Below are 26,004 nucleotides of genomic sequence, written 5' to 3' on the forward strand. Positions count from 1 at the left end.
GGAGTTGCGATGTCGATGGGGCAGAACGGGGACGAGCCCACGGTCGGCCAGCTTGTCGCGAATGCCAGCAAGGAACTGTCCAGCCTGGTCCGCAGTGAGGTCGAGCTCGCCAAGACCGAGCTGAAGAAGACCGCGGTCGCGGCCGGCACCGGTGCCGGTATGTTCGCGGCGGCGGCGTTCCTGGCGCTGCTCGCGGTCATCCTGCTGAGCATCGCCGCGGCGTACGGACTGACCGCGGCCGGCCTGCACCCGGCCATCGCGTTCCTGATCGTGGCCGGCGCCTACCTGCTGGTCGGCGCGATCCTGGTCTTCATCGGGATGCGAGCCCTGAAGAGCGCCAAGGGTCCGGAGCGGACGATCGAGACCTCGAAGCAGTCGGTCGAGGCGCTCAAGGCGATCGGCAAGGGCGACGAGGAGCACGCGGCCCTGCCTGAGTCAGGCGTACGGCGCTGAGCCCGGCAGGAGTCGTCGACCTCCTGGTCGACGGCCCCTGGTCGCACTCACTGGTCGCGGCCAACGGGGCCCGGTTCCATGTGGCCGAGTGCGGCGCGGCAGACGACCCGCTCGTCCTGTTCTTGCACGGCTTTCCCGAGTTCTGGTGGGCCTGGCGACACCAACTGCCGGTCGTCGCGGCCGCCGGCTACCGCGCGGTGGCGATGGACCTGCGTGGGTACGGCGCGAGCGACAAGACACCCCGCGGCTACGACCCGTACACCGCGGCAGCTGACGTCTCCGGCGTCATCCGATCCCTCGGCGCCACCGACGCAGTGATCGTCGGCCACGGCTGGGGCGGCTTCATCGCCTGGTCAGCCGCAGTACTAACCCCCCGCCAGGTCCGCGGGGTAGCAGCTGTTTCAGCACCACACCCGCTCGTCCTGGCCCGCGCCGGTCGCGCCAAGGCGTTGAGCCGGACGGCGTGGTTCCAGCTCCCAATCTTCCCTGAACGGCGGTTGCTCGCACACGACGGCATCCACATCGAGGGCCTCCTGCGCGCCTGGGCCGCACCGAACGGCGCTTTCCCTGACGCCGAGGCGTCCCGCCGCTACCGCGCCGCACTCCAGGTCTGGCCGGCCCCGCACTGCGCCCTCGAATACCACCGCTGGTTCGCCCGCTCGCGACTCCGCCCGGACGGCCGCAAGTACTCCGCGAAGATGCGTACGCCGGTCGCCGTACCCGTGCTGCAGGTCCACGGTGCGCAGGACTCCGCCATCTCTCCGACCGCAACAACCCCAGCCGGCCTCGTCACCGCTCCCCTCCGCCACGAGCTGATCGCCTCCGCCGGCCATTTCGCCCACGAGGAAACACCGGACACCCTCAACCGCATCCTGCTTGACTGGATGAGCGCTACCAGGTCTGAGAATCGGCCGCCAAAGTCGCAGTGACCACCCAGAAAGGACCGTGGTGCTCGACGCGGTACGTCGCGGTCTCCCGGTGGTTGCAGTCGTGGAAGAGACTCACCTGGACCTCGAGGTGGTCGCCCTTGTCGATCGCGTCGGCGATCTGGATCACTCCGACCCGGTTGTCCCGGCAGGTCGGCGGGGCTGGCGCCATCTCCCCGTGGAACTGGAGCGGCGCGATCCTTCGCGCCAGGTAGGCCATCGTCTCCCGCTGGTCCGCGGATATCGGCGGGCCTTTGCGGGCATGCTTCGTCCCGACGTCGGACAGGTCCAGCACGATCACCGACCGCCAGGCGCCGGCGGTTGGTTTCACGCTCCGGAGCAAGGTCTCGATCGAGGCGGTCCAGATCAGCGCGTCGTCATCGGCCCTGCGGGTAGGCATCGGGAACGCCGCCGGTGGCGCCGAGTCGGCGGCTCCGGTCCGGTTGACGGCGTACAGGACTCCGGCCAGTACGACGAGGACCGCTGCGGCCGCGAGCAGGGCGGGCAGCGGACTCCAGCGTTTGGTGGCCGCAGGCAATCTATCGATCAGTTCTTCTTGCTCGGCAAAGGTTTCGCGGAGGAGCTCGCCGAGCTCGTCGTCGGTCAGCCTGGTCATCTCTGCGCCTCCTCGGCGGACAGTGCCTCTCGTAAGGTCGCCAACGCGCGCGCGGCGTTGGTGCGGACCGTGACGGGCGCGATGCCGAGCACCTCGGCGATCTCGGAGTCGGGGAGGTCCTCGTAGTACCGCAGGACGAGGACGGTGCGCTGCTTGCGAGGCAGCCCCGCGAGCAGACGCCAGGCGGCGTCTCGCTGTGCCAGGCGACTGCCGATGTCCTCGCGGGACGCCTGGTCCACCGGCTCTGCCAGCGGGACCTCGCTGTTCTTCAGCAAGCGGCGCCAGCCGAGGAACTCGTTCACCACCATGGTCCGCAGATAGGCCTCGGGATGGTCGAGCGCACCAATTCGCGCCCACCGGCGGTAGGCACGCGCGAAGACCGTCTGGACCAGGTCCTCCGCGCTGTGCACACCGCCGGTCAGCATCAGCCCGAGCCGCAGCAGCCGCCGTTCACTCGCCCGCACGACCTCGTCGAACGAGAGCGCGTCCGTCGTCACCGTCACAACCCTTCAATGCGGCGGCAGCGCGGTCCCGTTGCATCAGGTGCAGGACTGGGTGGAGACCTCTTGGGTTGCGTTGGTGCCGGTGCGGGCGTCGGCGGCGACCTGTTCGGCGGTGAGGACGTAGCCGGTGCGGTTGTCTTCGACCGAGGCGGCGAAGACCACGCCGTACACCGTGCCTCTGGCCGAGAGCAGCGGGCCGCCGGAGTTGCCGGGGCGGACCGAGGCCCAGATCGAGAACGCGTCGCGGGTGACGGTCTTGTCGCCGTAGATGTCCGGGCCGCGGAGCCGTTCCTCGGAGCGGATCCTGGCCGGCTCGGAGTCGAACGGGCCGTTCTCGGGGTACCCGAGCACGACCGCCGAGTCGTCGGCCTTGCCGGCGAAGTCGAAGGTCAGCGGCTGTTCCTTCAAGTTCGGCACGTAGAGCACCGCGATGTCGGTCTCGGGGTCGAACACGACCACCCGGGCGTCGTACTTCTTCCCGTTCACCTCGACCGACGGCGAGCTGACCCCGGCGACGACGTGTGCGTTCGTCATCACCCGCTGCGGCGCGTACACGAATCCGCTGCCCTCGAGACCGCGGGAGCAACTGGCGACCCCGGTCACCTTCGCGATCCGGCTGTACGCCGACCGCACCGGCTGCTGACGCGCGATCGCGCTGTCCGGCGGCTGCGTCTCCCGGATCCGCTCCGGCACGAACGGGTCGAGGAACCGAGGGAACAGGTCGGTGTTCACCACGTCGTTGAACGACTGCAGCGCACGATCGGCGCTGTTCGGCAGGACTTCGTCGACCTTCGCCAGCACCTGCGACCCGCGGACCGCCGACGTCACGCTCGGGATCCGCGCGCCGCTGACCGCGACACCGAGCACCCAGGCGACGATCAGCACCGACGCGGCGGCCAGCGCGGCGCCGCCGAGCGCGTCGAGGAACCGGATCGGTTTCCAGGACAGCCGGTTGCGCACCCTGGTCCCGACCATGGCCCCGAGCATTCGGCCGAGCGCGGCCAGTCCCACCACCAGCACCAGCGCGGCGAACGACACCGTCACGCTCGGTGAGAAGTGGTCCAGAATCCTGGGGACGCCCCAGACGCCGATCGCGGCACCGCCGAGCAGGCCGAGCGTGGCGCACGCCCCGAGCACGAACCCTTCGACGTACCCCGAGATCGCCACCAGTGCCGCGGTGCCGAGCACCGCCCAGTCGAGCCAGCTCATTCCACGCCTTCCGACTTGTCCCCGTGCCTCCGCCAGGCCGCCTCGACCAGTCGGTCGGGCAACGGTACGACGACCGAGGGGTCCCAGTCGCGGCGCCATCCGCCGAGAAGGAGCAATTTATCCAGCAACCCGGCCGTGAATCCCCAGATGTAGAGGTCGTCGACGACGAACGCCGGCCCGATGAATCCGGACGGGTGCAGGCAGCTGATCCGGTTCGCCGGGTCGGCCAGCGCGCTGATCGGTACCTCGTGTACCGACGCGACCTCGGCCGGGTCGACCACCGCGACCGGCGACGGCTCCCGCCACCACGCCAGCACCGGCGACACGGCGAAGTTGCTCACCGGCACCCAGAGCGCCGGCCAGATCGAGAACGGCACGACGCCGGCCGGATCCAGCCCGGTCTCCTCCTCGGCCTCGCGCAAGGCCGTCCGGATCAGGCCCTCGTCACCGGTCCCGTCCTCGGGATCGGCGCCGCCGCCGGGGAACGCCATCTGCCCGGCATGGCTGCGCAACGTCCAGGCCCGCTCGGTCAGCAGCACCTCGGGCCCGTCGTTGCCCTCAGCAAGCAAGATCAGGACGGCGGACTTCCGCACCGACGGGTCGTCCGGCGGCAGGAAGCGGGACAACTGGTTCGGGTCGACGTCGTCGGAGGCCTTCGCCAACGGCTGTAACCAGTCCGGGATCTCCACATCGAAGGTCATCGCGCGTGCGCCTCCACCAGCTGATCGAGCTGCTGCTGCGAGGTGAGTACGCCGCGATGCACGAAGGCGACCGCGCCGTCGGAGTCGATGAAGGCGGTCAGCGGCGGCCCGCCGATCTTCAACGCCCGCTGGATCGCCTTGTCCCGGTCGACGACGTGCGGGTACGTCAGCCCCTCGTCGGTCGCGAACTTCACCGCCAGCTCCGGCCGCGGGTCGTCGTAGTCGATCCCGAGCATCTTGACGGTCCCCGCCTTGGCCAGCTCGGCCAGGTACGGCGCTTCGTCGCGGCACGGGCCGCACCACTGCGCCCACACGTTGATCACGAGCGGACCGCGGAGGTCGGCGAGCCGGACGTCCGGGCCGCTGCCCAAACACGGCAGGCTGACGTCCGGCAGGCCGTTGGTCGTCGGCGGTTTCGACGGCGTGGACGGGCACGCCGGCAGCTTGTCCGCCCCGGCGACAGCACTGCGGCTCGCCGACGGCTGACCGCCGTCACCGGCTCGCTCCGATCCACACGCCGCCAGTGTCGCCGACAGCACCAACGCGACCGCCCCGGCGATCAACGCTGCGCGACGGCGGTACGGCGTACCGGATCGGAGCGGTCGGTTCACGCCGGGACCTTCACCAGCTTCGCGGCGACCTCGGGGTCGGTGGGGCCGGCGCCGTACGACGGGCACCACTGGGCGATCGGGCAGGCGCCGCAGGCCGGCTTCTTGGCGTGGCAGCGGCGGCGGCCGTGGAAGATCAGCCGGTGCGACAGCATCGTCCAGTCCTTCTTCGGGAAGAGCTCGCCGATGATGAGCTCGACCTTGACCGGGTCCTCCTCGGCGGTCCAGCCGAACCGGCGGACCAGGCGGCCGAAGTGCGTGTCGACGGTGATCCCGGGGACGCCGAACGCGTTGCCGAGGACCACGTTGGCCGTCTTCCGGCCGGTGCCCGGGAGCTTCACCAGCTCGGTCAGCTTGCCGGGCACGACGCCGTCGTAGTCGTCGACCAGGGCCTGACCGAGCTTCATCACGCTGTTGGTCTTGGCCCGGAAGAAGCCGGTCGGCTTGAGGATGGCCTCCATCTCGTCCCGGTCGGCCTCGGCGTACGCCTGGGCCGTGGGGTACTTCGCGAAGAGCGTGGGGGTCACCTTGTTCACCGTGACGTCGGTGGTCTGGGCCGACAGGATGGTGGCCACCAGCAACTCGAGCGGGGTGGTGAAGTCCAGCTCGCAGTGGGCGTCGGGGTAGGTGTCGGTGAGCACCTTGTGCATCTTGCGGGCCCGCCGGACCAGCTGGGTGTGGGTCTCGTCGACGAACAGCGGGGCCTTGCGGGGGAGCTTGAGAACCACGTCCGGGAGGGCTCCCGGGACTGGTTCCGCGACACGCGGGGATGGCATGGAGGCAAGCCTACGTGGCGGTGCCGACACCCGAGGGGCTACGGTTTTGTGGCGACCGGGTGTGAACGACCCGGTGCCGGACGGGGCAGATCCCCCGCCCGAAGTCGTGGTCGAAGGTCCTAGGAGGCCCAAAGTGGATGCCGCAGTGCTCCGACAGGCACCGCTGTTCAGTCAGCTCGACGACGAGGCGGCCGACGCCCTGGCCGCATCGATGTCCGAGAGCCGGCTGCGGCGCGGCCAGGTGCTGTTCCACGAGGGCGATTCCGGTGATCGGCTGTTCGTCGTGGTCGAGGGCAAGGTCAAGCTGGGGCGTACGTCGGCCGACGGGCGGGAGAACCTGATCGCCGTGCTCGGCCCGGGCCAGATGTTCGGCGAGCTGTCGCTGTTCGACCCGGGACCGCGGTCCGCGACCGTCACCGCCGTCACCGACGCCCAGCTGATGTCGCTGACCCACGACGAGCTGCTCCGCTGGCTGGACGGGCGCCCCGCGGTGGCCCGCGGCCTGCTGCTGCAGCTGGCCGGGCGACTGCGCAAGGTCTCCGACGTGGTGGCCGACCTGGTCTTCTCCGACGTACCGGGGCGGGTCGCCAAGGCCCTGCTCGACCTGGCCAGCCGGTTCGGGCGCACCGCCGACGACGGCGTACACGTCCACCACGACCTCACCCAGGAGGAGCTGGCCCAGCTGGTCGGCGCCTCCCGCGAGACCGTGAACAAGGCCCTCGCCGACTTCGCCTCCCGCGGCTGGGTCCGCCTCGAGCCTCGCTCCGTAGTACTCCTCGACGTCGACCGCCTGCAGCGGCGGGCGCGCTAGCGGTTCAGGTAGTCGAGTTGGGCCCGCACCGAGCGTTCGGCGGCGGGCCAGAGGATCTTGTCGACGTCGGCGTAGACGTGTTCGACGATCGCCCTGGGGGTCGTGTGGCCCTCGGCGACGGCTGCGCGGACCTGGTTGAGGCGTTCTTCGCGGTGGTTGATGTAGTAGGTGAGTACGGCGGCGGGGTCGTCGATGACGGGGCCGTGGCCGGGGAGCAGGCGCGCCACGCCGGCCGGTGAGTTGGCGAAGGCGCGGAGGCGGTTCAGGGAGTCGAGGTAGGGGCCCAGGGCACCATCCGGGTGCGCGACGACCGACGTACCGCGGCCGAGGACCGTGTCGCCCGTGAGCAGCGAGCCGTCCTGCGGGAGCCAGAAGCAGACCGAGTCGAGGGTGTGGCCGGGGGTCGGCAGGACCTCGATCCGCAGGCCGTCGGCGGTGATCACGTCGCCTTCGGACAGCCCGTGGGCGTGGTCGGTGGGGATCCGGAAGGCGGGATCCACCGCCCGTACGCCGCAGCCGGCCCTGTTGGCGAACCAGGCGGCACCCTCGGAGTGGTCCGGGTGCTTGTGGGTCAGCAGTACGACGGCTACCCGGGAAGCCGCCTCCAGGACCGCGGTGAGGTGGTCCTCGAGCAGCGGGCCGGGGTCGACGACGACCGAGCGCTCGCCGTCCGGCGCTTTCAGGATCCAGGTGTTGGTGCCGTCCAGCGTCATCGGGCCGGGGTTGTCCGCCCGCACGAGCGTCGCGTACTCGGTCATGTCGTCTCCAGATAGGCCTGGTCGCCGTCGATCCGCACGGTCGGCATGATGGTCCGGATCTCGCGGTCCCCCGCACCGGCCAGCACCCCGGCGATGTCGTCGTACTGCGTGAGGTCGCGGCAGCACAGGTACGTCGGGGGCAGCATGAGCGTCTCGCCCGCGTCGACGGCTGCTACGGCGTCTCCCGGCCTGACCCACGCGACCTGGTCGGACTCACTCGTCACGTCCCGGGTCAGCTGACCTGCTGGGAGCGCGGCGACGAAGAAGGCGGTGTCGTACCGCTTGGGCTCGAACTCGGGTGTGATCCAGTGCGCCCAGGCGCGGAGCAGATCTGCGCGGAGGAGGAGCCTGCGCCGGTGCAGGAAGTCGGCGAACCTCAGCTCGCCCGCTTCCAGGGCCACTCGGTCGGCTTCCCAGTCCGGACCGGTCGTGTCGCCGACCACAGCCTCCGTGGACGGGCCGGCGAGGAGCACACCGGACTCCTCGAAGGTCTCCCGTACTGCGGCGGCCACGTAGGCCGCAGCCAACTCGGCCGAGCACCCGAGCCGGTCGGCAAAGTCCTCCGGTGGCGGACCCGACCAGGAGTCAGCTATCGCCGAGTCAGCCGGGTCAACCCGCCCACCGGGGAACACCGTCATCCCCGCAGCAAACGCCATAGTCCGCTGCCGCCGCAGCAGATAAACCTCCAACCCGCCTGCTCCAGCGGTGGCTGGGGATTGGCGGAGGAGGATGACGGTGGCGGCGGGGCGGGGGGTGACGGGGGTGCGGGTGCCTCGGGCGTACGCGAGGGCCGTCTCGGCCATTCGGCCGTGCATCAGCTCCGAGCGCAGGTCGCGCATCATCGCCCCACCCGCCCGTGGGCGGGGAGGGCGATGGGGCCGGTGCGGTTGATCAGCCGACCTCGACGATCAGTTCGACCTCGACCGGTGCGTCCAGCGGCAGGACGGGTACGCCGACCGCGCTGCGGGCGTGCTGCCCGGCCTCGCCGAAGACCTGGCCGAACAGCTCGGAGGCGCCGTTGGCGACCTGCGGCTGACCGGTGAAGTCCGGCGTGGACGCGATGAACGCGACCGCCTTGACGATCCGCTTCACGTTCGCCAGGTCGCCGATCTCGGCCTTGACCGCGGCCAGCGCGTTCAGCGCGCACTGCTGGGCGCACTCGCTGGCGACCTCGGCGCTGACCTCGCCGCCGACCTTGCCGGTGGCGATCAGCGTGCCCTCGCGCAGCGGCAGCTGACCGGACGTGTAGACGAGGTCACCGGTCCGGACCGACGGCACGTACGCGGCGACCGGCTTGGCCACGTCGGGCAGCTTCAGGCCGAGCTCGGCGAGCTTCTCCTCGGGGTGGCTCATTTGTCCTCGATCTCCCGCTTGAAGTAGGCGACCAGGTTCTCCGGGTTCATCCCCGGGACGACCTGGACCAACTCCCAGCCGTCCTGGCCGAAGTTGTCCAGGATCTCCTTGGTCGAGTGGACCAGCAGCGGCGCGGTGAAGTACTCGAACTTCTTCATGAAGGGGACTCTAACGGTGTGTCTCAGGACACGTCCTACCCTGGGACCTATGGCGCGACTGCACGTGGTCACCGGTAAAGGGGGGACCGGGAAGACGACTGTTGCGGCCGCGATGGCTCTTTCGCTGGCCGACGAGGGCAAGCGGGTTCTGCTCTGCGAGGTCGAGGGCCGCCAGGGGCTCGCCCAGCTCTTCGACGTACCGCCGCTGCCGTACGTCGAACGCCGCATCGCTCAGGGTCCCGGCGGCGGCGAGGTGTTCGCGCTGGCCGTGGATGCCGAGGCCGCGCTGCTCGAGTACCTCGACATGTACTACCACCTCGGCCGCGCCGGGAAAGCGCTGGAGAAGGTCGGCGCGATCGACTTCGTCACCACGATCGCCCCGGGGCTCCGCGACGTACTGCTCACCGGCAAGGTCTACGAGGCGACCCGGCGCAAGGCGCACGGGCGGCTCGCGTACGACGCGGTGGTGCTGGACGCCCCGCCGACCGGGCGGATCGGCCGCTTCCTGAACGTGAACCACGAGGTCGCCGGACTGGCCAAGGTCGGACCGATCCGTAACCAGGCGGACGCGATCATGGGCATGCTGCGCTCGGACGTCACCCAGGTCCACCTGGTCACGCTGCTCGAGGAGATGCCGGTCCAGGAGACGCTGGACGCGGTCGAGCAGCTGGAGAAGATCGATCTGCGGATCGGCTCGATCGTGGTGAACATGGTCCGCAACAGCCCGCTCGACGACGACGCGCTGGCCCTTGCGGTGAAGGAGAAACTGCCCACCGCCGAGCTGACCAGGGGCCTCAAGGCGGCCGGGATCACGCTCGCCGACGACCTGGTCGGGACGCTCGCGGCCGAGGCCCACGACCACGCCATCCGGGTCGGGCTCGAACGCGAGAACCGCGACCGGATAGATGCCCTGGGCAAGAAAGTCGTCGAGCTCGAGCTGCAGCCCGAGGGGATCGACCACGGCGCCCTGTTCGACCTGGCCGAGGAGCTGCGCGCATGACAGAGCTCGACCTGGATGCCCTGATCGATGATGCGGGAACGCGGATCATCGTCACCTGCGGCGCGGGCGGGGTCGGCAAGACCACGACGGCCGCGGCGCTGGGACTGCGGGCGGCGGAGCGCGGGCGGAAGGTCGTCGTACTGACGATCGACCCGGCGCGGCGGCTGGCGCAGTCGCTCGGGCTGACCGAGCTGGACAACACCCCGCGCGCGGTGGCCGAGGTGAACGCCGCGAACGGCGGCCGGCTGGACGCGATGATGCTCGACATGAAACGGACGTTCGACGACGTCGTCCTGCAGCACGCGACACCGGACAAGGCCGAGCAGATCCTCGCGAATCCCTTCTACCAGGCGCTTTCCTCGTCGTTCGCGGGCACGCAGGAGTACATGGCGATGGAGAAGCTCGGGCAGCTGCACAAGCAGGCCGAGCAGACCGGCGACTGGGACCTGATCGTCGTCGACACCCCGCCGTCGCGGTCCGCGCTGGACTTCCTGGACGCGCCGGAGCGGCTGGCGTCGCTGCTCGAGGGTCGCTTCCTCCGGCTGCTGCTGGCGCCCGCACGCGGGCCGTTCAAGTTGATGTCGGCCGGCGTGAACATGGCGATGTCGGTGCTCAACAAGGTCCTCGGCGCCCAGGTGCTGACCGACGTACAAACGTTTGTCGCTGCGTTCGACACGTTGTTCGGCGGGTTCCGGCAGCGGGCCGAGCAGACGGTCGCCTTGCTGCGCGAGCCGCACACGGCGTTCCTCGTGGTGGCCGCCCCGCAGAACGACGCGCTGCGCGAGGCGTCGTACTTCGCCGAGCGGCTGCGGGCCGAGGGAATGCCGCTGGCCGGAGTCGTGCTGAACCGGGTGACGAACTCGCAGGCCACGGAATTGTCGGCGGAGCGGTCACTGGCTGCAGCCGAGAAGCTCGAGGAAGCGGACAAGTCGCCGTTGACGGCCGCAGTACTGCGGTTGCACGCGGACAAGATGCAACAGGTCGTCGGCGACCACCGCCGGGCCGACCGCTTCCGCCGCGGCCACCGCGCCATCCGGACCGTCGAGGTGCCGGCTCTGGCCGACGACGTACACGACCTGACCGGTCTACGCCAGATCGGCGATCTGCTCACGGCGTGATCCGTTTCACCCTCAGCGAACGCCGGGAATTACCTGCTTACACCCGTGGTTGAGCCTGTCAGACTCAACTTGGAAAAGGGTGTGACAGCGTGACCGATACGTTGAATCTTCCGGTACTGCCGCTGGACGACGTCGTGGTCCTGCCGGGAATGGTCGTGCCGGTCCGACTCGCCGACAGCGAGGCCCGGGCGGCCATCGACGCCGCGCAGGCTGCGGGTCAGGACCAGGTGCTCCTGGTGCCGCGGCTGGACGGAAAATATGCCAAGGCCGGAACGCTCGGTGAGATCGAGCAGATCGGCCGGCTGCCGGGCGGTGCCCAGGCGGCCGTGATCCGCGGGACCCAGCGGGTCCGCATCGGCGCCGGGACGACCGGCCCGGGTGCGGCGCTGTGGGTGGGCGCGACGGTGATGCACGAGATCACCGACGACCGCTCCGTCGAGCTGGCCCGCGAATACAAGACTCTGACGACCTCCGTGCTGCAGCGTCGCGGCGCGTACCAGGTCATCGACTCCATCAAGCAGGTCGACGACCCCTCCGAGCTGTCCGACCTGGCCGGCTACGCGTCGTATCTCAACAACGAGCAGAAGTCCTGGCTGGTCGAGAACGCGAACGTGTCCGAGCGGCTGGAGAAGCTGATCGGCTGGGTGAAGGACCACCTCGCCGAGCTCGAGGTCTCCGAGACGATCCAGAAGGACGTCCAGGAGGGTATGGAGAAGCAGCAGCGGGAGTTCCTGCTGCGCCAGCAGATGGCCGCGATCCGCAAGGAGCTGGCCGAGCTGGACGGTAAGGCCGAGTCCGAGGAAGAGGACTACCGGGCCCGCGTCGAGGCGGCCGACCTGCCGGAGCACGTCCGCAAGGCCGCGCTCTCCGAGGTCGACAAGCTCGAGCGGACCGCCGAGCAGTCCCCCGAGGTCGGCTGGATCCGCACCTGGCTGGACACCGTTCTCGAGCTGCCGTGGAACGAGCGGACCGAGGACAGCTACGACATCCGCGAGGCGCGGGCCGTGCTGGACGCGGACCACGCCGGACTGGACGACGTGAAGCAGCGCATCACCGAGTACCTGGCGGTACGGCGTCGCCGCGCGGACCGTGGTCTCGGAGTGGTCGGCGGACGCCGCAGTGGCGCCGTACTGGCCCTGGTCGGTCCTCCTGGTGTGGGTAAGACCTCGCTGGGTGAGTCCGTGGCGCGGGCGATGGGACGGAAGTTCGTCCGGGTCGCTCTGGGTGGTGTGCGGGACGAGGCCGAGATCCGCGGTCACCGGCGTACGTACGTCGGTGCGCTGCCGGGCCGGATCGTCCGGGCGATCACCGAGGCGGGTTCGATGAACCCCGTCGTACTGCTGGACGAGATCGACAAGGTCGGTGCGGACTACCGGGGCGACCCGACTGCCGCGCTGCTGGAGGTCCTGGACCCGGCGCAGAACCACACCTTCCGGGACCACTACCTGGAGGTCGAGCTGGACCTGTCCGACGTGGTCTTCCTGGCCACGGCGAACGTGCTGGACTCCATCCCGGCGCCGCTGCTGGACCGGATGGAACTGGTGCAGCTGGACGGGTACACCGAGGACGAGAAGGTCATCATCGCCCGTGACCACTTGCTCCCGCGTCAGCTGGAGCGGGCGGGCCTGACGGCGGACGAGGTGTCCATCGAGGACTCGGCCCTGCGGGTGCTCGCGGGTGAGTACACCCGGGAGGCCGGCGTACGGCAGCTGGAGCGGTCGATCTCCCGCGTACTGCGGAAGGTGACGGCGAAGCTGGCCCTGGGCGAGGAGCTCGGTGCGCTGACCATCGGCGGCGACAACCTGAAGGAGTACCTGGGTTCGCCGAAGTTCACTCCGGAGTCGGCCGAGCGTACGGCGCTTCCGGGTGTGGCGACCGGACTGGCGGTGACCGGTGCGGGTGGTGATGTGCTCTTCGTCGAGGCGTCGCTGGCCGACAAGGAGACCGGCCCGACCGGAGTCACGCTGACCGGACAGCTCGGTGACGTGATGAAGGAGTCGGCGCAGATCGCCCTGTCGTACCTGCGCTCGCACGGTGCGGAGCTGGGGCTGCCGGTAGGCGACCTGGCCGAGCGGAACGCTCACATCCACGTGCCGGCCGGTGCTGTCCCGAAGGACGGACCGTCGGCGGGTGTGACGATGACGACGGCGCTGGCGTCGCTGCTGTCCGGACGGCCGGTCCGTTCGGAGGTCGCGATGACCGGTGAGGTGTCGCTGACCGGACGGGTGCTCCCGATCGGTGGGGTGAAGCAGAAGCTGCTCGCCGCCCACCGGGCCGGGCTGACCACGATCCTGATCCCGAAGCGGAACGAGCCGGACCTGGAGGACGTACCCGCGTCCGTGCTCGCGGAGCTGACCGTTCACCCGGTGAGCGACGTCCGCGAGGTGCTGGAGCTGGCCCTGGAGCCGGCCGAGGTACAGGCACACCAGTACGCCGCGTAACGCAGTACCTTTTCGAGGGCCCGGGCAGCTGCCCGGGCCCTCGTTCTTTTGGATGAACTTTGTCCAGACAGTGTGACCGAAGTCATAAGCGCAGCGGTAACCCAAACAGCGCATCCCGTAGTCTCTATAACCATGCGCGTCAGGGAAAAGGGTGACCGGGGAGTCGTCCAATCTGTGGTTCTGTTCCTTGGGGTGAGCGTGCTGTCGGGGGCCCTGGCCGCCGGTCTCGCCATCCCGTTCGCCGGTCTCGCCGGGTTCACCACAGAGAAGACATCCACCACTCTGCAGGACCTGCCGCAGCAGTTCGACGAAGTACCGCTCAAGCAGAAGAGCACGATCCTGGCCGCCGACGGATCCGTGATCGCGACGCTGGCCGAGCAGAACCGGGTGCCGGTGAAGCTGGCCCAGGTGGCGCCGATCATGCAGAAGGCGATCGTCGCGATCGAGGACGACCGGTTCTACGAGCACGGCGCGCTGGACCTCAAGGGCACGCTGCGCGCGCTGCTGCAGAACCAGTCCGCCGGATCGGTGCAGCAGGGCGGTTCGAGCATCACCCAGCAGTACGTGAAGATCAGCCTGGTCGAGAAGGCGAAGACGCCCGAGGAGGTCGCCGCCGCGACCGCCGACAACTACCAGCGCAAGGTCGCCGAGCTGCGGTACGCGATCGCGGTCGAGAAGCAGTACTCGAAGCAGGAGATCCTGGAGAAGTACCTCAACCTCGCCAACTTCGGCGACGGCGCGTGGGGCATCCAGGCCGCGGCCCAGCACTACTTCTCGGTGAACGCCTCCCAGCTGACGCTGCCGCAGGCCGCGATGCTGGCCGGCCTGGTGAAGAACCCGACCGGCTACGACCCGACCAACAACGCCAAGCGCGCCAAGGACCGCCGCGACGTGGTCATCAAGCGGATGCTCGAGCTGCACGTCATCTCGGTCTCCCAGGCCAACTCGGCGCTGAAGACGCCGGTCATCGACCCGGCCAAGGTCCGCTCGAACAAGCTCGGCTGCGGCAACGGCCCGTACCCGTTCTACTGCGAGTACGTCGTCTCCGAGCTCGAGAACAACACGGCGTTCGGCAAGACGAAGGCCGACCGGGCCAACTACCTGAAGACCGCCGGCCTGACGATCCGGACGTCGCTCGACCCGAAGATCCAGGCAGACGCGCAGCGATCGATCGACACCCACTCCAAGCCGACCGACCAGGCGATCGCGGCGATCACGATCGTCGAGCCGGGTACGGGCCTGGTGAAGGCGATGGCGCAGAGCCGCGCGTATGGCAGCAAGCGCGGGCAGACGGCGTACAACTACAACGCCCCTAAGACGTATCCGGGCGGCTTCGGCGGATTCCAGAACGGTTCGACGATGAAGGCCTTCACGATCGCCGCGGCGATCCAGAAGGGCATACCGCTCACCTACAAGATCAACTCGCCGAGCCCGCTGAACATGGGCGGCATGAAGTACACCGACTGCAACGGCTCGCACAAGGTCGTCGACGGCTACTCGCCAAAGAACTCGACGTCGAACGTGCCGGACCCGACCATGGTCCAGGCGGCCCAGAAGTCCACGAACACGTACTTCCTGCAGTTGTCGCTGCGGACGGGTCTGTGCCCGATCGCCAAGATCGCGGCCTCCCTGGGCATGTACAACGCGCAGGACCTCAGCCCGCTCAAGCAGGTCCCGTCGATGACTCTGGGCATCGACCCGATCTCGCCGCTCCAGCTGGCCGGTGCGTACGCCGCCTTCGCCGCGCGCGGCATGTACTGCAGCCCGTGGGTGGTCACCTCGGTCCGGGACTCCGCCGGCAAGCCGATCAGCAACCGCGGCGCGGACTGCAAGCAGGCCATAGCGCCGGAGGTCGCCGACGGCGTCAACGCGGTCCTGCACCAGGTCATGGAGCCGAACGGGACCGGCGGCAAGCTCAAGTTCGGCAACAGCGACCTGGCCGGTAAGACCGGAACCATCAACGAAGCCAAGGCTGTCTGGTACGCCGGTTACTCGACCAGGCTTGCCGCGGCCGCGACAGTGGGCGACGCCTCCCTGCCGTACGACCCGCTGCAGGGCCAGACGCTCAACGGCCACGGCATTCACGACCCGACAGGTTCCGGCACCGCCGGCCCGATCTGGGAGGCCGCGATGAAGGCCGCCCTGCAGGGCTACCCGACCACGCACTTCGTCGCGCCGTCGGACAAGATCCAGCGCGGCGACGTGAAGAGCCTCCCGTTCGTCAACGGCATGAACCCCGACGACGCCGCCAACAAGCTCCGCCAGGCAGGCTTCGACGTAGCGATCGCCAGCGGCACAGTCAACTCCGACGAGACCGCCGGCACCGTCGCCTACACGGACCCCCGCCAACGCGACGGCGCCCCCGAAGGCTCCCTGGTAACGATCTACGTCTCCAACGGCAACAACAAGAACCAGCCCAACAAACCCCAGAACACCACCAAACCCCCGGGCGGCCCCACCACCATCAACCCCAACTGCCCACCCTGGAACCCCAAATACCCCAACTGCGGCGGCCGCGGCCACGGCTGAGGTTCACCCGCACGCCCGGACCAGCTTTCCGGAACAAAACTGCCAGTGAGCGCCAACATCTTTCCGGAAAGCGAGGCCTCGGCCACCGCCGGCTTCGGTCTCGCAGATGGCCCTGGCGATCAAGCTTTTCGCGGTGGAACGTCTGAGGGGCTAACCCCTGAGTTGGTGGGTTGGCGGCCCTGCATGCCAGGGCTAGTGGTGCGGGGGTGACCTGCAACTGGACAGGAGGTGTGCCTTCCTGACCGGCCCCAGCCCGCTGGCGCACACCGGAAACCGAGCCGGACAACCCGACATCTCCTGTCGAGATGCCGCCTGCAGTGGGAGTTGACCGCCTGGCTGAGTTCGGCTCTCTCCGGTGATCGCCGTAGGTCGAGACAGGCATCCGCTGGTCGGGCCAGCCGGCGAACGCAGTCTGACTCTCGAGAACCCGGCGACCTCGGCGCATACAGCAGGACGGCGCCCGCCAACCGCCGCTGGACCGGCGGACCCGGCCAGGCACCCGGCTCCCACTCTATTTTCTGTGTTTCTTCCTTGTTCTTTTCTTCTGGGTGTTCTTGTTCTTCAAGGTATTCGGCGCGTGTGGATGACCCGTCAGGCGCCTAGTTGGCGTTTTACTTCGGCCGAGACGATGGAGCCGTCGGCTTTGCCTTTGACCTTGGGTTGGAGGGCGCCCATTACCTTGCCGATGCCGCGGGGGCCCAGGTCGGCGGCGCCGGTTGCGGCGATGGCTTCGGTGACGAGGGTTTTGATTTCGTCTTCGGTGAGTTGTTCGGGGAGGTACTCGGCGAGGATGTCCGCCTCGGCCTGTTCCTTGTCGGCGAGTTCCGCGCGGCCGGCGTCGCGGTAGGCGACGACGGACTCGCGGCGCTTCTTCGCCTCCGAGCCGAGCACGTCGACGATCTCGGTGTCGCTGAGCTCGCGAGCCTCCTTGCCGGCCACCTCCGCCTTGGTGATCGCGGTGAGCGCCATCCGCAGGGTCGACTTGCGGATCTCGTCGCGGGCCTTGAGGGCTGCGGTCATGTCGTCGTGCAGGCGCTGCTTCATTCCGGAGTTGGACATGACCATGATTGTGGCAGGCTGGAGAAGTGAGTATCGCCAGGACCGCCCTGAAGACCACAGCCGTCGTCGGCGCCGTAGGTGCTGCCTGCGTCGCGTACGCGGCCGCGATCGAGGTGCGCTGGTTCACACTGCGCAGAGTCACGGTGCCGGTGCTGTCCGCGGGGAGCGACCCGCTGAAGGTGCTGCACCTGTCCGACCTGCACCTGTGGCCCACGCAGGAGAAGAAGATCCGCTGGGTCAACGAGCTCGCCGCGCTCGAGCCCGACCTGATCGTCAACACCGGCGACAACCTCTCGCACGAGGACTCGGTCCGCCCGCTGCTGCGTGCGTACGGCGATCTGCTCGACCTGCCCGGCGTGTTCGTGTTCGGCTCCAACGACTACTGGAAGCCGCACTTCAAGAACCCGGGCAAGTACTTGCTGCCGGCCCACAAGCAGCGGCACAAGCCGCACGGCCCCGACCTGCCGTACGAGGAGATGCGCCGCGCGTTCACCGGCGCCGGCTGGACCGACCTCAACAACGCCAAGGCCACCCTGAAGGTCAACGGCCTGCGCCTGGACTTCGCCGGCACCGACGACCCGCACATCAGGCGCGACCGGTACGACGAGGTCGCGGGCGAGATCGACCCGACGGCCGACCTGTCCGTCGGAGTGACCCACGCGCCGTACCAGCGGGTCCTGAACGGGTTCGTCGGCGACGGGTATCCCCTGGTCCTGGCCGGTCATACGCACGGCGGCCAGCTGGCGGTGCCGCTGTACGGCGCGCTCGTGACCAACTGCGACCTCGACACGTCCCGTGTGAAGGGCCTGTCCACCTGGGGGTACGACGGCCGCCAGGCGGCCCTGCACGTGTCCGCGGGCCTCGGTACGTCGCCGTACGCGCCGGTGCGATTCGCGTGCCGGCCGGAGGCGACGCTGCTCACGCTCGTCCCACGGAATAACCCGATTTCGTTCGGACGCTGAGCACATGTAAGCTACTCGCGACTTCGGGCTGTGGCGCAGCTTGGTAGCGCGCTTCGTTCGGGACGAAGAGGTCGCAGGTTCAAATCCTGTCAGCCCGACCAACACTCAGGGCCAGTCACTTAGGTGGCTGGCCCTGAGTGCGTTACCAGGCCTGTCGTCGAGAGGTGCGCTGGGTGTCCGACCACTACGAGGTGCTGAACGTCGAGCGAACCGCCACGACGGCGGAGATCAAGTCGGCGTACCGGCGCCTGGTCCGTCAGGTCCACCCGGACCAGGGCGGTAACGCTGCGCTGTTCCGGGTCGTGCAAGAGGCGTGGACGACGCTCGGCGATCCGGCGAAGCGCGCGGCATACGACCGCACGCTGGACGGTCAGACGAATGCTCAGCCGAGTGCTCCGCAGTACGAGGAACCGACGTACACGCCGCGCCCCGAGCCGGAGCCCGAGCCGGCGCCGGACCCGTTCACCTGGACGCAGACGTCGTATCAGCCCCCGCCCCAGACCTCGCACGCGGCGGCGGAGCCGCTGTCGGGCGGCATCGAGGTCGTGCCCGCGTTCGGACGCTGGCGGCTGCCGGCGCTGTTGTCGCTGGCCGTCCTGACACTGCTGGACATCGCAATCATCGCCATCGGCGGTCTCGACGGCACGTGGGACATCGTCTTCGCCGTCGGCACTGTCGCGATGATCGTGGTGGCAATGCCGCCGCACTGGAGCCGGCGGATTCCGCTGCGCAGACTGCTCAAGGCCTTCGGCATCGTTACCGCCGTGCTGTACTTCCTGGTTCTGTTCCCGTTCTCGAAGAGCGGCGCCACCGCGCTCCAGCGAGTCGTGATCATCGCGCTGCTCATCGGCCTCGTGCTCGTCCGGGTCCTGACCGGCAGGTGGTCGAAGGTCCACAAGCTGGACAAGACCATCGACGCGACGGCGGCGTACGACTTCAATCTCTGGGGCCGCCCCGGCGAGCCGCTCGTGGACGACGGGCGTACGGCCTGGCTCTCGCCGTCCGACGTACTGCGGCATCGGCGTACCGCCCGGATTCTGGACTCGGTGGTCAACGCGCTCCCCGCGTCGAAGCTGGTGCACGGTGCCCGGATCGGCGACGTGGCTGTCAGCCACCTGCTCCTCAACGGTCATCGCGTCGCCTTGATCTCGTCGGTCGTCGGCCCGCCGGGGCACTACGCGCTCGACGCGTACGGCGCGTTGCAGCTGAACGGCATGCCGGTCGACAGCCCGGTCTCCGGACTGGACGCCGCCGTTGCCGCTTGGCGGAGCCGACTCGCCCCCGTGGAGGTGCGCGGCTTCCTGATCGTCCACCCGCCGGTCGACGGCCAGGGCGGCATCACCGCCCCGCTGGGAACCGAGGCCGCCGTCACCTGCTTGCCGGCGCAGACCGCGGCCAACCAACTCCAGGCCTGGCTGCAGCCGGAGGGCCTCCTGCTCGACCGCCTGACGCTGTACGACATCCTGTACCGCGCGCCGTATGCCTAGGCTGAATGCATGCAGCGAGTTGAGCTGGGTGAGGTCGAGTACGACGTGGCCGCGAAGGACATGCGCGGCTGGGTCGAGGAGCGGATCGAGGGCAAGGCCGAGGACCGGCTGTTCCTGCTGAGCCATCCGCCGGTGATCACGTACGGGCCGCGCACGTCCCTGGACGATCTGCCCGCCGGTACGCCGGCGGTCGCAGTGGACCGCGGCGGCTTCGCGACGTACCACGGACCGGGCCAGCTGGTCGGGTACCTGGTCATCGACCTGAAGCAGCGCGGGCCGGTCGACATCGTCCGCTGGGTCGAGAACGGGCTGATCGACGCGCTCGGCTCGCTCGGCTTCCCGCTGGTACGCCGGGACACGCCGAAGGGCGCGAGCAGCCTGGTCGGGGTGTGGACCGAGGACGGGCGGAAGCTGTGCTCGATCGGCATGCGGATCCGGCGCGGCGTGACCAGCCACGGCTTCTCGGTCAACGTCGATCCCGACATGACTGTGTTTCACACATTCACGAGCTGCGGGCTGCACGACGTCACGATGACCTCGCTGGCCGAGCTCGCGGCCGAACGCGGCGTACCCGGGCCGACCGACGCGGAGGTGCGTGACGCGATCGCGAACTCCCTGGGAGCCCGATAGCCTTCGGGAATGAGTGAGGGACGGTACGACGCCCCGCCGCTGCCGCCGGCGCTGATCCTGGCCGTTGTCGGCCTGCTGTGCGGGTTCGCGACGATCGCCTTCGTCTGGCTGAGCGAGCGCAGTTGCGACCGGTTCCGCGACACCACGAACTGCGGTGCGCTCGGGCTTCCGCTGCTGGTGCTGATCGTGGTCGTGACGATGGTGCTCGGCGGCCTCGCGCTCAGCCGGCTGGCGATGCCGCACCCGCGGCTCGTCCCGTTCCTCGGGGTCGCGTTCATGGTGGCGCTCGTCGTCGCGTTCCTGACCGGTCACCTGGACTCGCCGTGGATCGTCGCCGTCGTACCGGCGCTGACCGCGATGACCTTCCTGCTCGCCAATCTCGTCGCCCGACTGCTGGAGCGTGCCGATGCCTGACCTGCCCGTCTACGAGTGCCCGCGGACCGCGACCGCGCCGAATCTCGACGGCACCCTGACCGACCCCGCCTGGGAGGCCGCGCCCTGGACCACGGACTTCGTCCCGATCCACGACGGCCCCGCGCCGCGGTTCCGGACCCGGGCGAAGCTGATGTACGACGATCGGTACCTGTACGTCGGCGGCCTGCTCGAGGAGCCGCACATCTGGTCGACGATGACCGAGAAGAACAGCAAGCTGTTCCACGAGAACAACTTCGAGCTGTTCCTGGACCCGGACGGCGACGGGCTGAACTACTACGAGTTCGAGATCAACCCGCTGGGCACGATCTGGGAGCTGACGCTGCCCAAGCCGTACGTCGACGGCGGCCTGCCGATCGACCCGACCAACCTGCCCGGTCTGCGGACCGCGGTCCACCTCGACGGCACCGTCAACGACCCGTCCGACACCGATACCGCGTGGTCGGTCGAGCTCGCCGTACCGTGGGCCGACCTGGCGTCGTACAACGCGGGCCGGGCGACGCCGCCGAACCCGGGTGACGAGTGGCGGATGAACCTGATGCGCTGCGAGTGGCCGCACGAGGTCGTCGACGGCGCGTACGTGAAGGGTGAGCAGATCGAGTTCTGGGTCTGGTCGCCGCAGGGCATCGAGGACATGCACCGGCCGGACCGCTGGGGCGTACTTCGTTTCTGACGGCGTGTGACCCCCGTGACCTGGCGTTAACAGGGCCGCGCAACAATGAGGTACGTGAACTTGGGGGGCTCCGGAGCACCGAACAGTCTGGAGGCGGACCAGGTCGTCAGCGCGATCGAGCGCGCGTGTGAGAGCGACCTGCGGACCGCCCTGCGGCTCGTTGCGCGTTACTCGGCGTACTGGTGGTCCAACGGGCTCCAGGACGAAGCAGCGGCCGCGGCCGAGCGGGTCCTGAGCATGCTCGGCCGGACCGTCCCGGTCGGGCTGGACGAGGAGTACCTGCTCGCCGTCATCCACGGCGCCGGGTCGGCCGAGCAGGAGCAACTGGAGCTCGCCCAGCAGATCGTCCTGACGACGACCGGCCCGTTCCAGTACTCCGTGACCGTGCTGCTCTGGTCACTGGTCTTCGGACCGTTCGAGCCGGCCGAGGTGGTCGATGAGGTGCTGGAGCGCAACGAGGCCGGCGACGCGTGGGCGCGGGCCGCTGTGGAGCTCTGCCGGGGCTATCCGGGGCTGACTGCGGCTGCGCCGGCCGACGCCGCGCAGGCCTTGCGTACGGCGCTCGGCCGCTTCCGGATGCTCGAGGACCGCTGGGGGATGTTCCTGGCCCTGTGCTCGCTCCGCCAGGTCGTCGACGAGCCGCTGGACGTCACCACAGAGGCCCTGGAGCTCGCGGAGCAGCTGTGCCTCGCTGAGGAGACCGCTCTGCTGCTGTGTGAGCGCGCCGACCTCTACAGGCGGCTAGGGAAGCTGGAGGACGCCCACGCGGACTACAGCCGCGCACTGTCCATCGGTGAGCACGCAGAACTCGCCGAGACTGTCGCGGCGGCGCGGCTGGGGCTGGCGCGTACCGCCCGGCACTCCGGCAACGCTCCGGCCGCTCGCACCCACCTCTCGGCCGTCCTCAACCTCCCCAACCTGGAGGACGCCCACTTCGAGGCCCTCCACGAGCTGCGTGTGCTCAACGCCTCCGAAGCCACCGCATAGGTGTGGTGCCAGCCACATCGCGGCGGGCGGTGCTGCTGGTTAGAGTCGGGAGCGAATCGGCACCGACGACTGCAACGGAGCAGCTGATGGACAAGACGTACGGGTCGCCGCAGGAAGCGGTGGCGGACATCGGGGACGGCGCGAGCCTCGCGGTCGGGGGCTTCGGGTTGTGCGGCAACCCGATGCAGCTGATCAGCGCTCTGCACGACAAGGGGGTGAGCGGGCTCAGCGTGGTGTCGAACAACTGCGGCGTCGACGACTGGGGCCTGGGCATCCTGCTCGCGGACAAGCGCATCGCGAAGATGACCTCGTCGTACGTCGGGGAGAACAAGGAGTTCGCCCGCCAGTTCCTGACCGGCGAGCTGGAGGTCGAGCTGACGCCGCAGGGCACGCTGGCCGAGAAGCTGCGCGCCGGCGGCTGCGGGATCGCTGCGTTCTACACGCTGGCCGGTGTCGGCACGCAGGTCGCGGAGGGCGGGCTGCCGCAGAAGTACAACGCGGACGGCTCGGTCGCGAAGGCGTCGGCACCGAAGGAGACGCGGGAGATCAACGGTACGACGTACGTGCTGGAGGACTCGATCACCACGGACTTCGGACTGGTGCACGCACTGAAGGGCGACACCCACGGCAACCTGGTCTTCGACCGGAGCGCGCGCAACTTCAACCCGCTGGCCGCGATGGCCGGCCGGGTGACGATCGCGCAGGTCGAGGAGCTGGTCCAGCCTGGTGAGCTGGACCCGGACTCGATCCACCTGCCCGGTGTCTACGTACAGCGTGTTGTTGCCGTCGGCAAGGATATCGAGAAGCGGATCGAGAAGCTCACCGTACAGAAGACGGAGGTCTGAGCCATGCCACTCACCCGTGAGCAGATGGCGGCGCGGGCAGCCGCCGAGCTGGACGACGGCTCGTACGTGAACCTCGGCATCGGACTGCCGACCCTGGTCCCGAACTACATCCCGGACGGTGTCACCGTCGTACTGCAGTCCGAGAACGGCATCCTCGGCGTCGGGCCGTACCCGGTCGCGGGCGAGGAGGACCCGGACCTGATCAACGCCGGCAAGGAGACCGTCACCACGCTGCCAGGCGCGTCGTTCTTCGACTCGTCGCTGTCGTTCGGGATGATCCGCGGCGGTGCGATCGACGCGGCCATCCTCGGCGCCATGCAGGTCTCGGCCAAGGGCGACCTGTCGAACTGGATGATCCCCGGCAAGATGGTCAAGGGCATGGGCGGCGCGATGGATCTCGTGCACGGCGCCAAGCGCGTGATCGTGCTGATGGAGCATGTCGCCAAGGACGGTTCGCACAAGATCCTGGAGGAGTGCGACCTGCCGTACACCGGTCGCGGCGTGGTCAACCGGATCATCACCGACCTCGCCGTCCTCGACATCACCGACGACGGCCTGCAGCTGGTCGAGCTCGCCGACGGGGTCACCTTCGACGAGCTCCAATCCAAGACAGGTGCACCGATCAAGCAATGAACCTGGTCTCCGGTAGCGCCCGGCTCCAGTTGGCCGGGCGCTGCCGGAGGTGCTGGTCGAAGAACGCCGGGATGTAGGTGCGGAGAGCGCGGAGTACGTCGGCCGCGTCCGCCGTACCGACGGTGTCGTCGATCAGCTGCGGCGGGACCGTGATGAAGCGCTGGAACCACGGGATCAGCGCCTGGTGGTCGATGAAGCTGTAGTGCCGGCCGTTGGGCAGGTTGAGGTCGCGTTTCCAGCCGGTCGAGCGGTCCCAGAACATGCCCCACGACGGGTCGGTGTGGTGGTCGTGCGGGCCGGGGCCGATCGCCCCGGAGCCCATCAGCAGGAACGGCCGGTCGGTGCCCTTCGCGACGGTCGGGCAGTCGGCCGGGTCGTCGTACCCGTAGCCGAGCTCGCCGTCCAGGTCGATGGCGGCGCGAATCCGTCGGTCGGTTGTGAGCAGGTCGATCGAGCTGAGTCCGCCGGCCGAGTGGCCGTAGGCGCCGATGCGGTTGAGGTCGAAGAGGTCGTTGAGACCTTGCGGGAGGGGACGCTGCTCGGCGTCGGGGTTCTCGCCGCGCGCCAGGCGGGTGATGCTGTCGAGGACGAACTGCAGATCGGCGTACCGGGTCGAGCGGGCGAGCAGCGCGTACGGCGTGGTCGGCAGGGTCTGTACTTCGAGCCGGCCGCCGGGGAACTCGACGCCCGCGACCTCGTACGTGTGGTCGACCGTGACGACGACGTACCCGCGGCTGGCGAGCTCCGCGACGCTGATCGACGCGAGCCCACGCGGTACGCCGAAGCCTGGTGAAAAGAGGACGACCGGTCGACGACCGCGGCTGACCGGGGCGAGCAGGCCACCATGGCTCCTCGCGCCGATCCAGTCGATGGTGCCGACGGGTTGTTCCAGCGCGAGTGCGGCGCCCTCGGCGTACACCTGGGCGGTGAGTGGGGGCAGGTACGGCGCGGGTGCCGCGGGGCGGCTGGCCGGGTACCAGATGCTGATCATCAGCTCGCGCGGGCGGCCGGGCACATACGGGTCCTCCCGCCGATGATCAACAAGATGCACCTCGGTCGTGCCGACGAGGAACGGGCCGGTCGGCCGCGGCAGACGGATCGGCACGCCTGCCTTGCCCGCCTTGTGTCCGGCCGAGGCACCGAGTCCGGGCGCTCCCGTCAGCTGGGAGGCGGCGAGGCTGCCGAGTGGAGTGAGGACGGCTGAGGTCAGAAGCTGTCGGCGATTGAGCATGGACTGACTGTGCCTGGAGACCAACTGTACGTTCAGCTTCCGAAAGACACCTGTGATCGTGGACGAAAGTCGGGTATGACGGGACCCGTGGAGTTGGATGTGCTGGTGATCGGTGGAGTAGGGATCGACACGATCGTGCGGGTGCCGAGCCTGCCGTTGGCTGATGCCGACTCGATCGCGGTCGATCCGATCGAGTCGTACCTGGCGCACACCGGACACGGTGTCGCGCTCGGCTGCCACCTGCTCGGCTTGAACGCCGGCCTGGTGGACGTGATCGGCGACGACCCCGAGGGCGCGCGCATCCGCCGTACCTACCAGGAGCTCGGCCTCCCGCTGCGCGTCGCGCTGCACCCGAGCGGTACCCGTCGATCGGTCAACCTGGTCAGCCCGGACGGCCGCCGGCTCTCGATGTACGACGGCCGTCACCCGGCCGGGCTGCGGGTCGACCCGGGCCTGTGGCGACCGGTGCTGCGCCAGGCCCAGCACGTCCACGTCTCGATCATGGACTTCGCCCGCGACGCCCTCGGCGACGCGATCGCCGCCGACCGCTCGATCTCCACCGACCTGCACGACTGGGACGGCCGCAACGACCACCACAAGGACTTCGCGACCGCCTCGGACATCGTCTTCGTCTCGACCAGCTCGCTACCGTCCGACGGCGTCGAGTGGATCCTCGCCAACGGCCGCGCCGAGGTCGTCGTCGCGATGGCCGGCGCCGACGGCAGCTACCTCCACGTCCGCGGCGAACCCGTCCGCCACTTCCCCGCCATCGCCTTCCCCGACCGCCCCGTCATCGACACCAACGGCGCCGGCGACGCCTACGTAGCCGCCTTCCTGGCCCGCTACCTCGACGGCGCCCCCTGGCCCGACGCTGCCCTCGCCGGCACCATCGCCGGCGCCTGGGCCTGCGGCACCCCCGGCACCCACACCAACCTCATCACCGCCGAAGAACTAGCCATCCGAAGCCGAGCAGCCCTGTGAAGGTGCGGGGTCTGTATACTGGCAGCAGCTCAGGGCATTAGCCCTCGGGAAGTGAACCCAGCAGTCATCCGGACGGTTGGCGAGCCGGGTTTCGCGCGTCTAGACCCGAACCACGGTCGAGTAC

General features: G+C 69.1%; 28 protein-coding genes and 1 tRNA gene. 17 read left to right on the top strand and 12 right to left on the bottom strand.

All coding sequences use genetic code 11. The annotated features are described in order from the left end of the window. Window positions 1–9: 9 nt before the first annotated feature. Together ABT313_RS15355 and ABT313_RS15360 are read left to right on the top strand one after the other, a co-directional pair. Window positions 10–453, top strand: a complete 444-nt coding sequence (locus ABT313_RS15355; RefSeq protein WP_350853027.1) for a phage holin family protein — start codon at window positions 10–12, stop codon at window positions 451–453. A gap of 80 nt (window positions 454–533) precedes the next feature. Further along, a complete protein-coding gene (locus ABT313_RS15360) occupies window positions 534–1,382 on the top strand; it encodes an alpha/beta fold hydrolase (RefSeq protein ID WP_350853030.1) in 849 nt (282 codons plus the stop codon). Here the strand turns inward: ABT313_RS15360 and ABT313_RS15365 are convergent. Genes ABT313_RS15365 through nth form a run of 6 tightly spaced genes read right to left on the bottom strand, consistent with a single transcriptional unit; the run spans window position 1,345 to window position 5,792 of the window. After that, window positions 1,345–1,995, bottom strand: a complete 651-nt coding sequence (locus ABT313_RS15365; RefSeq protein ID WP_350853033.1) for a hypothetical protein — start codon at window positions 1,993–1,995, stop codon at window positions 1,345–1,347. The genes ABT313_RS15360 and ABT313_RS15365 overlap by 38 nt on opposite strands. Then, window positions 1,992–2,492: a SigE family RNA polymerase sigma factor gene (locus ABT313_RS15370; protein ID WP_350853036.1), complete on the bottom strand. Its 501-nt coding sequence runs from the start codon at window positions 2,490–2,492 to the stop codon at window positions 1,992–1,994. Before ABT313_RS15370 ends, ABT313_RS15365 begins: the two co-directional genes overlap by 4 nt. A 42-nt stretch (window positions 2,493–2,534) precedes the next feature. Further along, the gene (locus ABT313_RS15375; protein WP_350853039.1) at window positions 2,535–3,707 is read right to left on the bottom strand and encodes a MarP family serine protease; all 1,173 of its coding nucleotides are present in this window, start codon (window positions 3,705–3,707) and stop codon (window positions 2,535–2,537) included. Continuing rightward, window positions 3,704–4,408, bottom strand: a complete 705-nt coding sequence (locus ABT313_RS15380) for an NUDIX hydrolase (protein ID WP_350853042.1) — start codon at window positions 4,406–4,408, stop codon at window positions 3,704–3,706. The genes ABT313_RS15375 and ABT313_RS15380 overlap by 4 nt, the downstream gene beginning before the upstream one ends. Beyond that, complete coding sequence (locus tag ABT313_RS15385) at window positions 4,405–5,019, bottom strand: TlpA family protein disulfide reductase (protein WP_350853045.1); 615 nt, start codon at window positions 5,017–5,019, stop codon at window positions 4,405–4,407. The genes ABT313_RS15380 and ABT313_RS15385 overlap by 4 nt, the downstream gene beginning before the upstream one ends. After that, entirely contained in the window at window positions 5,016–5,792 is a 777-nt protein-coding gene (gene nth, locus ABT313_RS15390; RefSeq protein WP_350853048.1) for an endonuclease III, read from the bottom strand. The genes ABT313_RS15385 and nth overlap by 4 nt, the downstream gene beginning before the upstream one ends. A 133-nt stretch (window positions 5,793–5,925) precedes the next feature. On the opposite strand from nth, the gene ABT313_RS15395 reads away from it, so the two are divergent. Beyond that, a complete protein-coding gene (locus ABT313_RS15395; protein ID WP_130445909.1) occupies window positions 5,926–6,603 on the top strand; it encodes a Crp/Fnr family transcriptional regulator in 678 nt (225 codons plus the stop codon). Here ABT313_RS15395 and ABT313_RS15400 read toward each other — a convergent pair. The 4 genes from ABT313_RS15400 to sp36 are packed head-to-tail and all read right to left on the bottom strand — an operon-like array spanning window position 6,600 to window position 8,872. Next, window positions 6,600–7,361, bottom strand: a complete 762-nt coding sequence (locus ABT313_RS15400) for an MBL fold metallo-hydrolase (protein WP_350853051.1) — start codon at window positions 7,359–7,361, stop codon at window positions 6,600–6,602. The two genes, ABT313_RS15395 and ABT313_RS15400, sit on opposite strands and share 4 nt — an antisense overlap. Beyond that, window positions 7,358–8,203, bottom strand: a complete 846-nt coding sequence (locus tag ABT313_RS15405) for an NUDIX hydrolase (protein WP_350853054.1) — start codon at window positions 8,201–8,203, stop codon at window positions 7,358–7,360. Before ABT313_RS15405 ends, ABT313_RS15400 begins: the two co-directional genes overlap by 4 nt. Before the next feature lie 49 nt (window positions 8,204–8,252). Further along, a complete protein-coding gene (locus tag ABT313_RS15410; RefSeq protein ID WP_350853057.1) occupies window positions 8,253–8,714 on the bottom strand; it encodes a RidA family protein in 462 nt (153 codons plus the stop codon). Next, on the bottom strand, window positions 8,711–8,872 hold the full coding sequence (gene sp36 / locus ABT313_RS15415; RefSeq protein ID WP_130386959.1) for a Sp36 family protein: 162 nt from the start codon (window positions 8,870–8,872) through the stop codon (window positions 8,711–8,713). Before sp36 ends, ABT313_RS15410 begins: the two co-directional genes overlap by 4 nt. Before the next feature lie 49 nt (window positions 8,873–8,921). Between sp36 and bagA the strand changes: the two genes are divergently transcribed. From bagA to ABT313_RS15435, 4 genes are all read left to right on the top strand, one after another. Next, on the top strand, window positions 8,922–9,872 hold the full coding sequence (gene bagA, locus ABT313_RS15420) for an ATPase BagA (RefSeq protein WP_350853061.1): 951 nt from the start codon (window positions 8,922–8,924) through the stop codon (window positions 9,870–9,872). Then, a complete protein-coding gene (bagB, locus tag ABT313_RS15425; protein WP_350853064.1) occupies window positions 9,869–10,990 on the top strand; it encodes an ArsA family ATPase in 1,122 nt (373 codons plus the stop codon). Before bagA ends, bagB begins: the two co-directional genes overlap by 4 nt. An 89-nt stretch (window positions 10,991–11,079) precedes the next feature. Continuing rightward, window positions 11,080–13,431, top strand: coding sequence for an endopeptidase La (lon, locus tag ABT313_RS15430; RefSeq protein WP_350853067.1), 2,352 nt, complete (start codon window positions 11,080–11,082; stop codon window positions 13,429–13,431). Between the two features lie 174 nt (window positions 13,432–13,605). Then, complete coding sequence (locus ABT313_RS15435; protein WP_350853070.1) at window positions 13,606–15,960, top strand: penicillin-binding protein; 2,355 nt, start codon at window positions 13,606–13,608, stop codon at window positions 15,958–15,960. A 591-nt stretch (window positions 15,961–16,551) separates the two neighbouring features. Here the strand turns inward: ABT313_RS15435 and ABT313_RS15440 are convergent. After that, the gene (locus ABT313_RS15440) at window positions 16,552–17,019 is read right to left on the bottom strand and encodes a GatB/YqeY domain-containing protein (RefSeq protein WP_350853073.1); all 468 of its coding nucleotides are present in this window, start codon (window positions 17,017–17,019) and stop codon (window positions 16,552–16,554) included. Window positions 17,020–17,045: 26 nt separating this feature from the next. Here ABT313_RS15440 and ABT313_RS15445 point away from each other — a divergent pair, with 26 nt between their 5' ends. The 9 genes from ABT313_RS15445 to ABT313_RS15485 all read left to right on the top strand — a co-directional run bounded on the left by ABT313_RS15445 (window position 17,046) and on the right by ABT313_RS15485 (window position 23,668). After that, window positions 17,046–17,981, top strand: coding sequence for a metallophosphoesterase (locus tag ABT313_RS15445; protein WP_350853075.1), 936 nt, complete (start codon window positions 17,046–17,048; stop codon window positions 17,979–17,981). Between the two features lie 24 nt (window positions 17,982–18,005). After that, window positions 18,006–18,082 (top strand) — tRNA-Pro (locus ABT313_RS15450). A 72-nt stretch (window positions 18,083–18,154) separates the two neighbouring features. Further along, window positions 18,155–19,468, top strand: a complete 1,314-nt coding sequence (locus ABT313_RS15455) for a J domain-containing protein (protein WP_350853078.1) — start codon at window positions 18,155–18,157, stop codon at window positions 19,466–19,468. A gap of 9 nt (window positions 19,469–19,477) precedes the next feature. Further along, entirely contained in the window at window positions 19,478–20,098 is a 621-nt protein-coding gene (gene lipB, locus ABT313_RS15460) for a lipoyl(octanoyl) transferase LipB (protein ID WP_350853080.1), read from the top strand. A 9-nt stretch (window positions 20,099–20,107) separates the two neighbouring features. After that, on the top strand, window positions 20,108–20,512 hold the full coding sequence (locus ABT313_RS15465) for a hypothetical protein (RefSeq protein ID WP_350853083.1): 405 nt from the start codon (window positions 20,108–20,110) through the stop codon (window positions 20,510–20,512). Beyond that, window positions 20,505–21,203: a carbohydrate-binding family 9-like protein gene (locus tag ABT313_RS15470; protein ID WP_350853085.1), complete on the top strand. Its 699-nt coding sequence runs from the start codon at window positions 20,505–20,507 to the stop codon at window positions 21,201–21,203. The genes ABT313_RS15465 and ABT313_RS15470 overlap by 8 nt, the downstream gene beginning before the upstream one ends. A gap of 54 nt (window positions 21,204–21,257) precedes the next feature. Beyond that, window positions 21,258–22,190 (top strand): tetratricopeptide repeat protein, encoded by a 933-nt coding sequence (locus tag ABT313_RS15475; protein WP_350853088.1) that lies wholly within the window; start codon window positions 21,258–21,260, stop codon window positions 22,188–22,190. Window positions 22,191–22,276: 86 nt separating this feature from the next. After that, window positions 22,277–23,035, top strand: coding sequence for a CoA transferase subunit A (locus tag ABT313_RS15480; protein WP_350853091.1), 759 nt, complete (start codon window positions 22,277–22,279; stop codon window positions 23,033–23,035). A 3-nt stretch (window positions 23,036–23,038) separates the two neighbouring features. Further along, window positions 23,039–23,668, top strand: coding sequence for a CoA transferase subunit B (locus tag ABT313_RS15485; protein WP_350853094.1), 630 nt, complete (start codon window positions 23,039–23,041; stop codon window positions 23,666–23,668). Here ABT313_RS15485 and ABT313_RS15490 read toward each other — a convergent pair. Then, a complete protein-coding gene (locus ABT313_RS15490; RefSeq protein WP_350853096.1) occupies window positions 23,658–24,899 on the bottom strand; it encodes an alpha/beta hydrolase family protein in 1,242 nt (413 codons plus the stop codon). The two genes, ABT313_RS15485 and ABT313_RS15490, sit on opposite strands and share 11 nt — an antisense overlap. A gap of 75 nt (window positions 24,900–24,974) precedes the next feature. Here ABT313_RS15490 and ABT313_RS15495 point away from each other — a divergent pair, with 75 nt between their 5' ends. After that, entirely contained in the window at window positions 24,975–25,880 is a 906-nt protein-coding gene (locus ABT313_RS15495; RefSeq protein ID WP_350853099.1) for a carbohydrate kinase family protein, read from the top strand. Window positions 25,881–26,004: the final 124 nt, after the last annotated feature.

Source organism: Kribbella sp. NPDC000426 (assembly GCF_040300265.1).
GTDB lineage: Bacteria > Actinomycetota > Actinomycetes > Propionibacteriales > Kribbellaceae > Kribbella.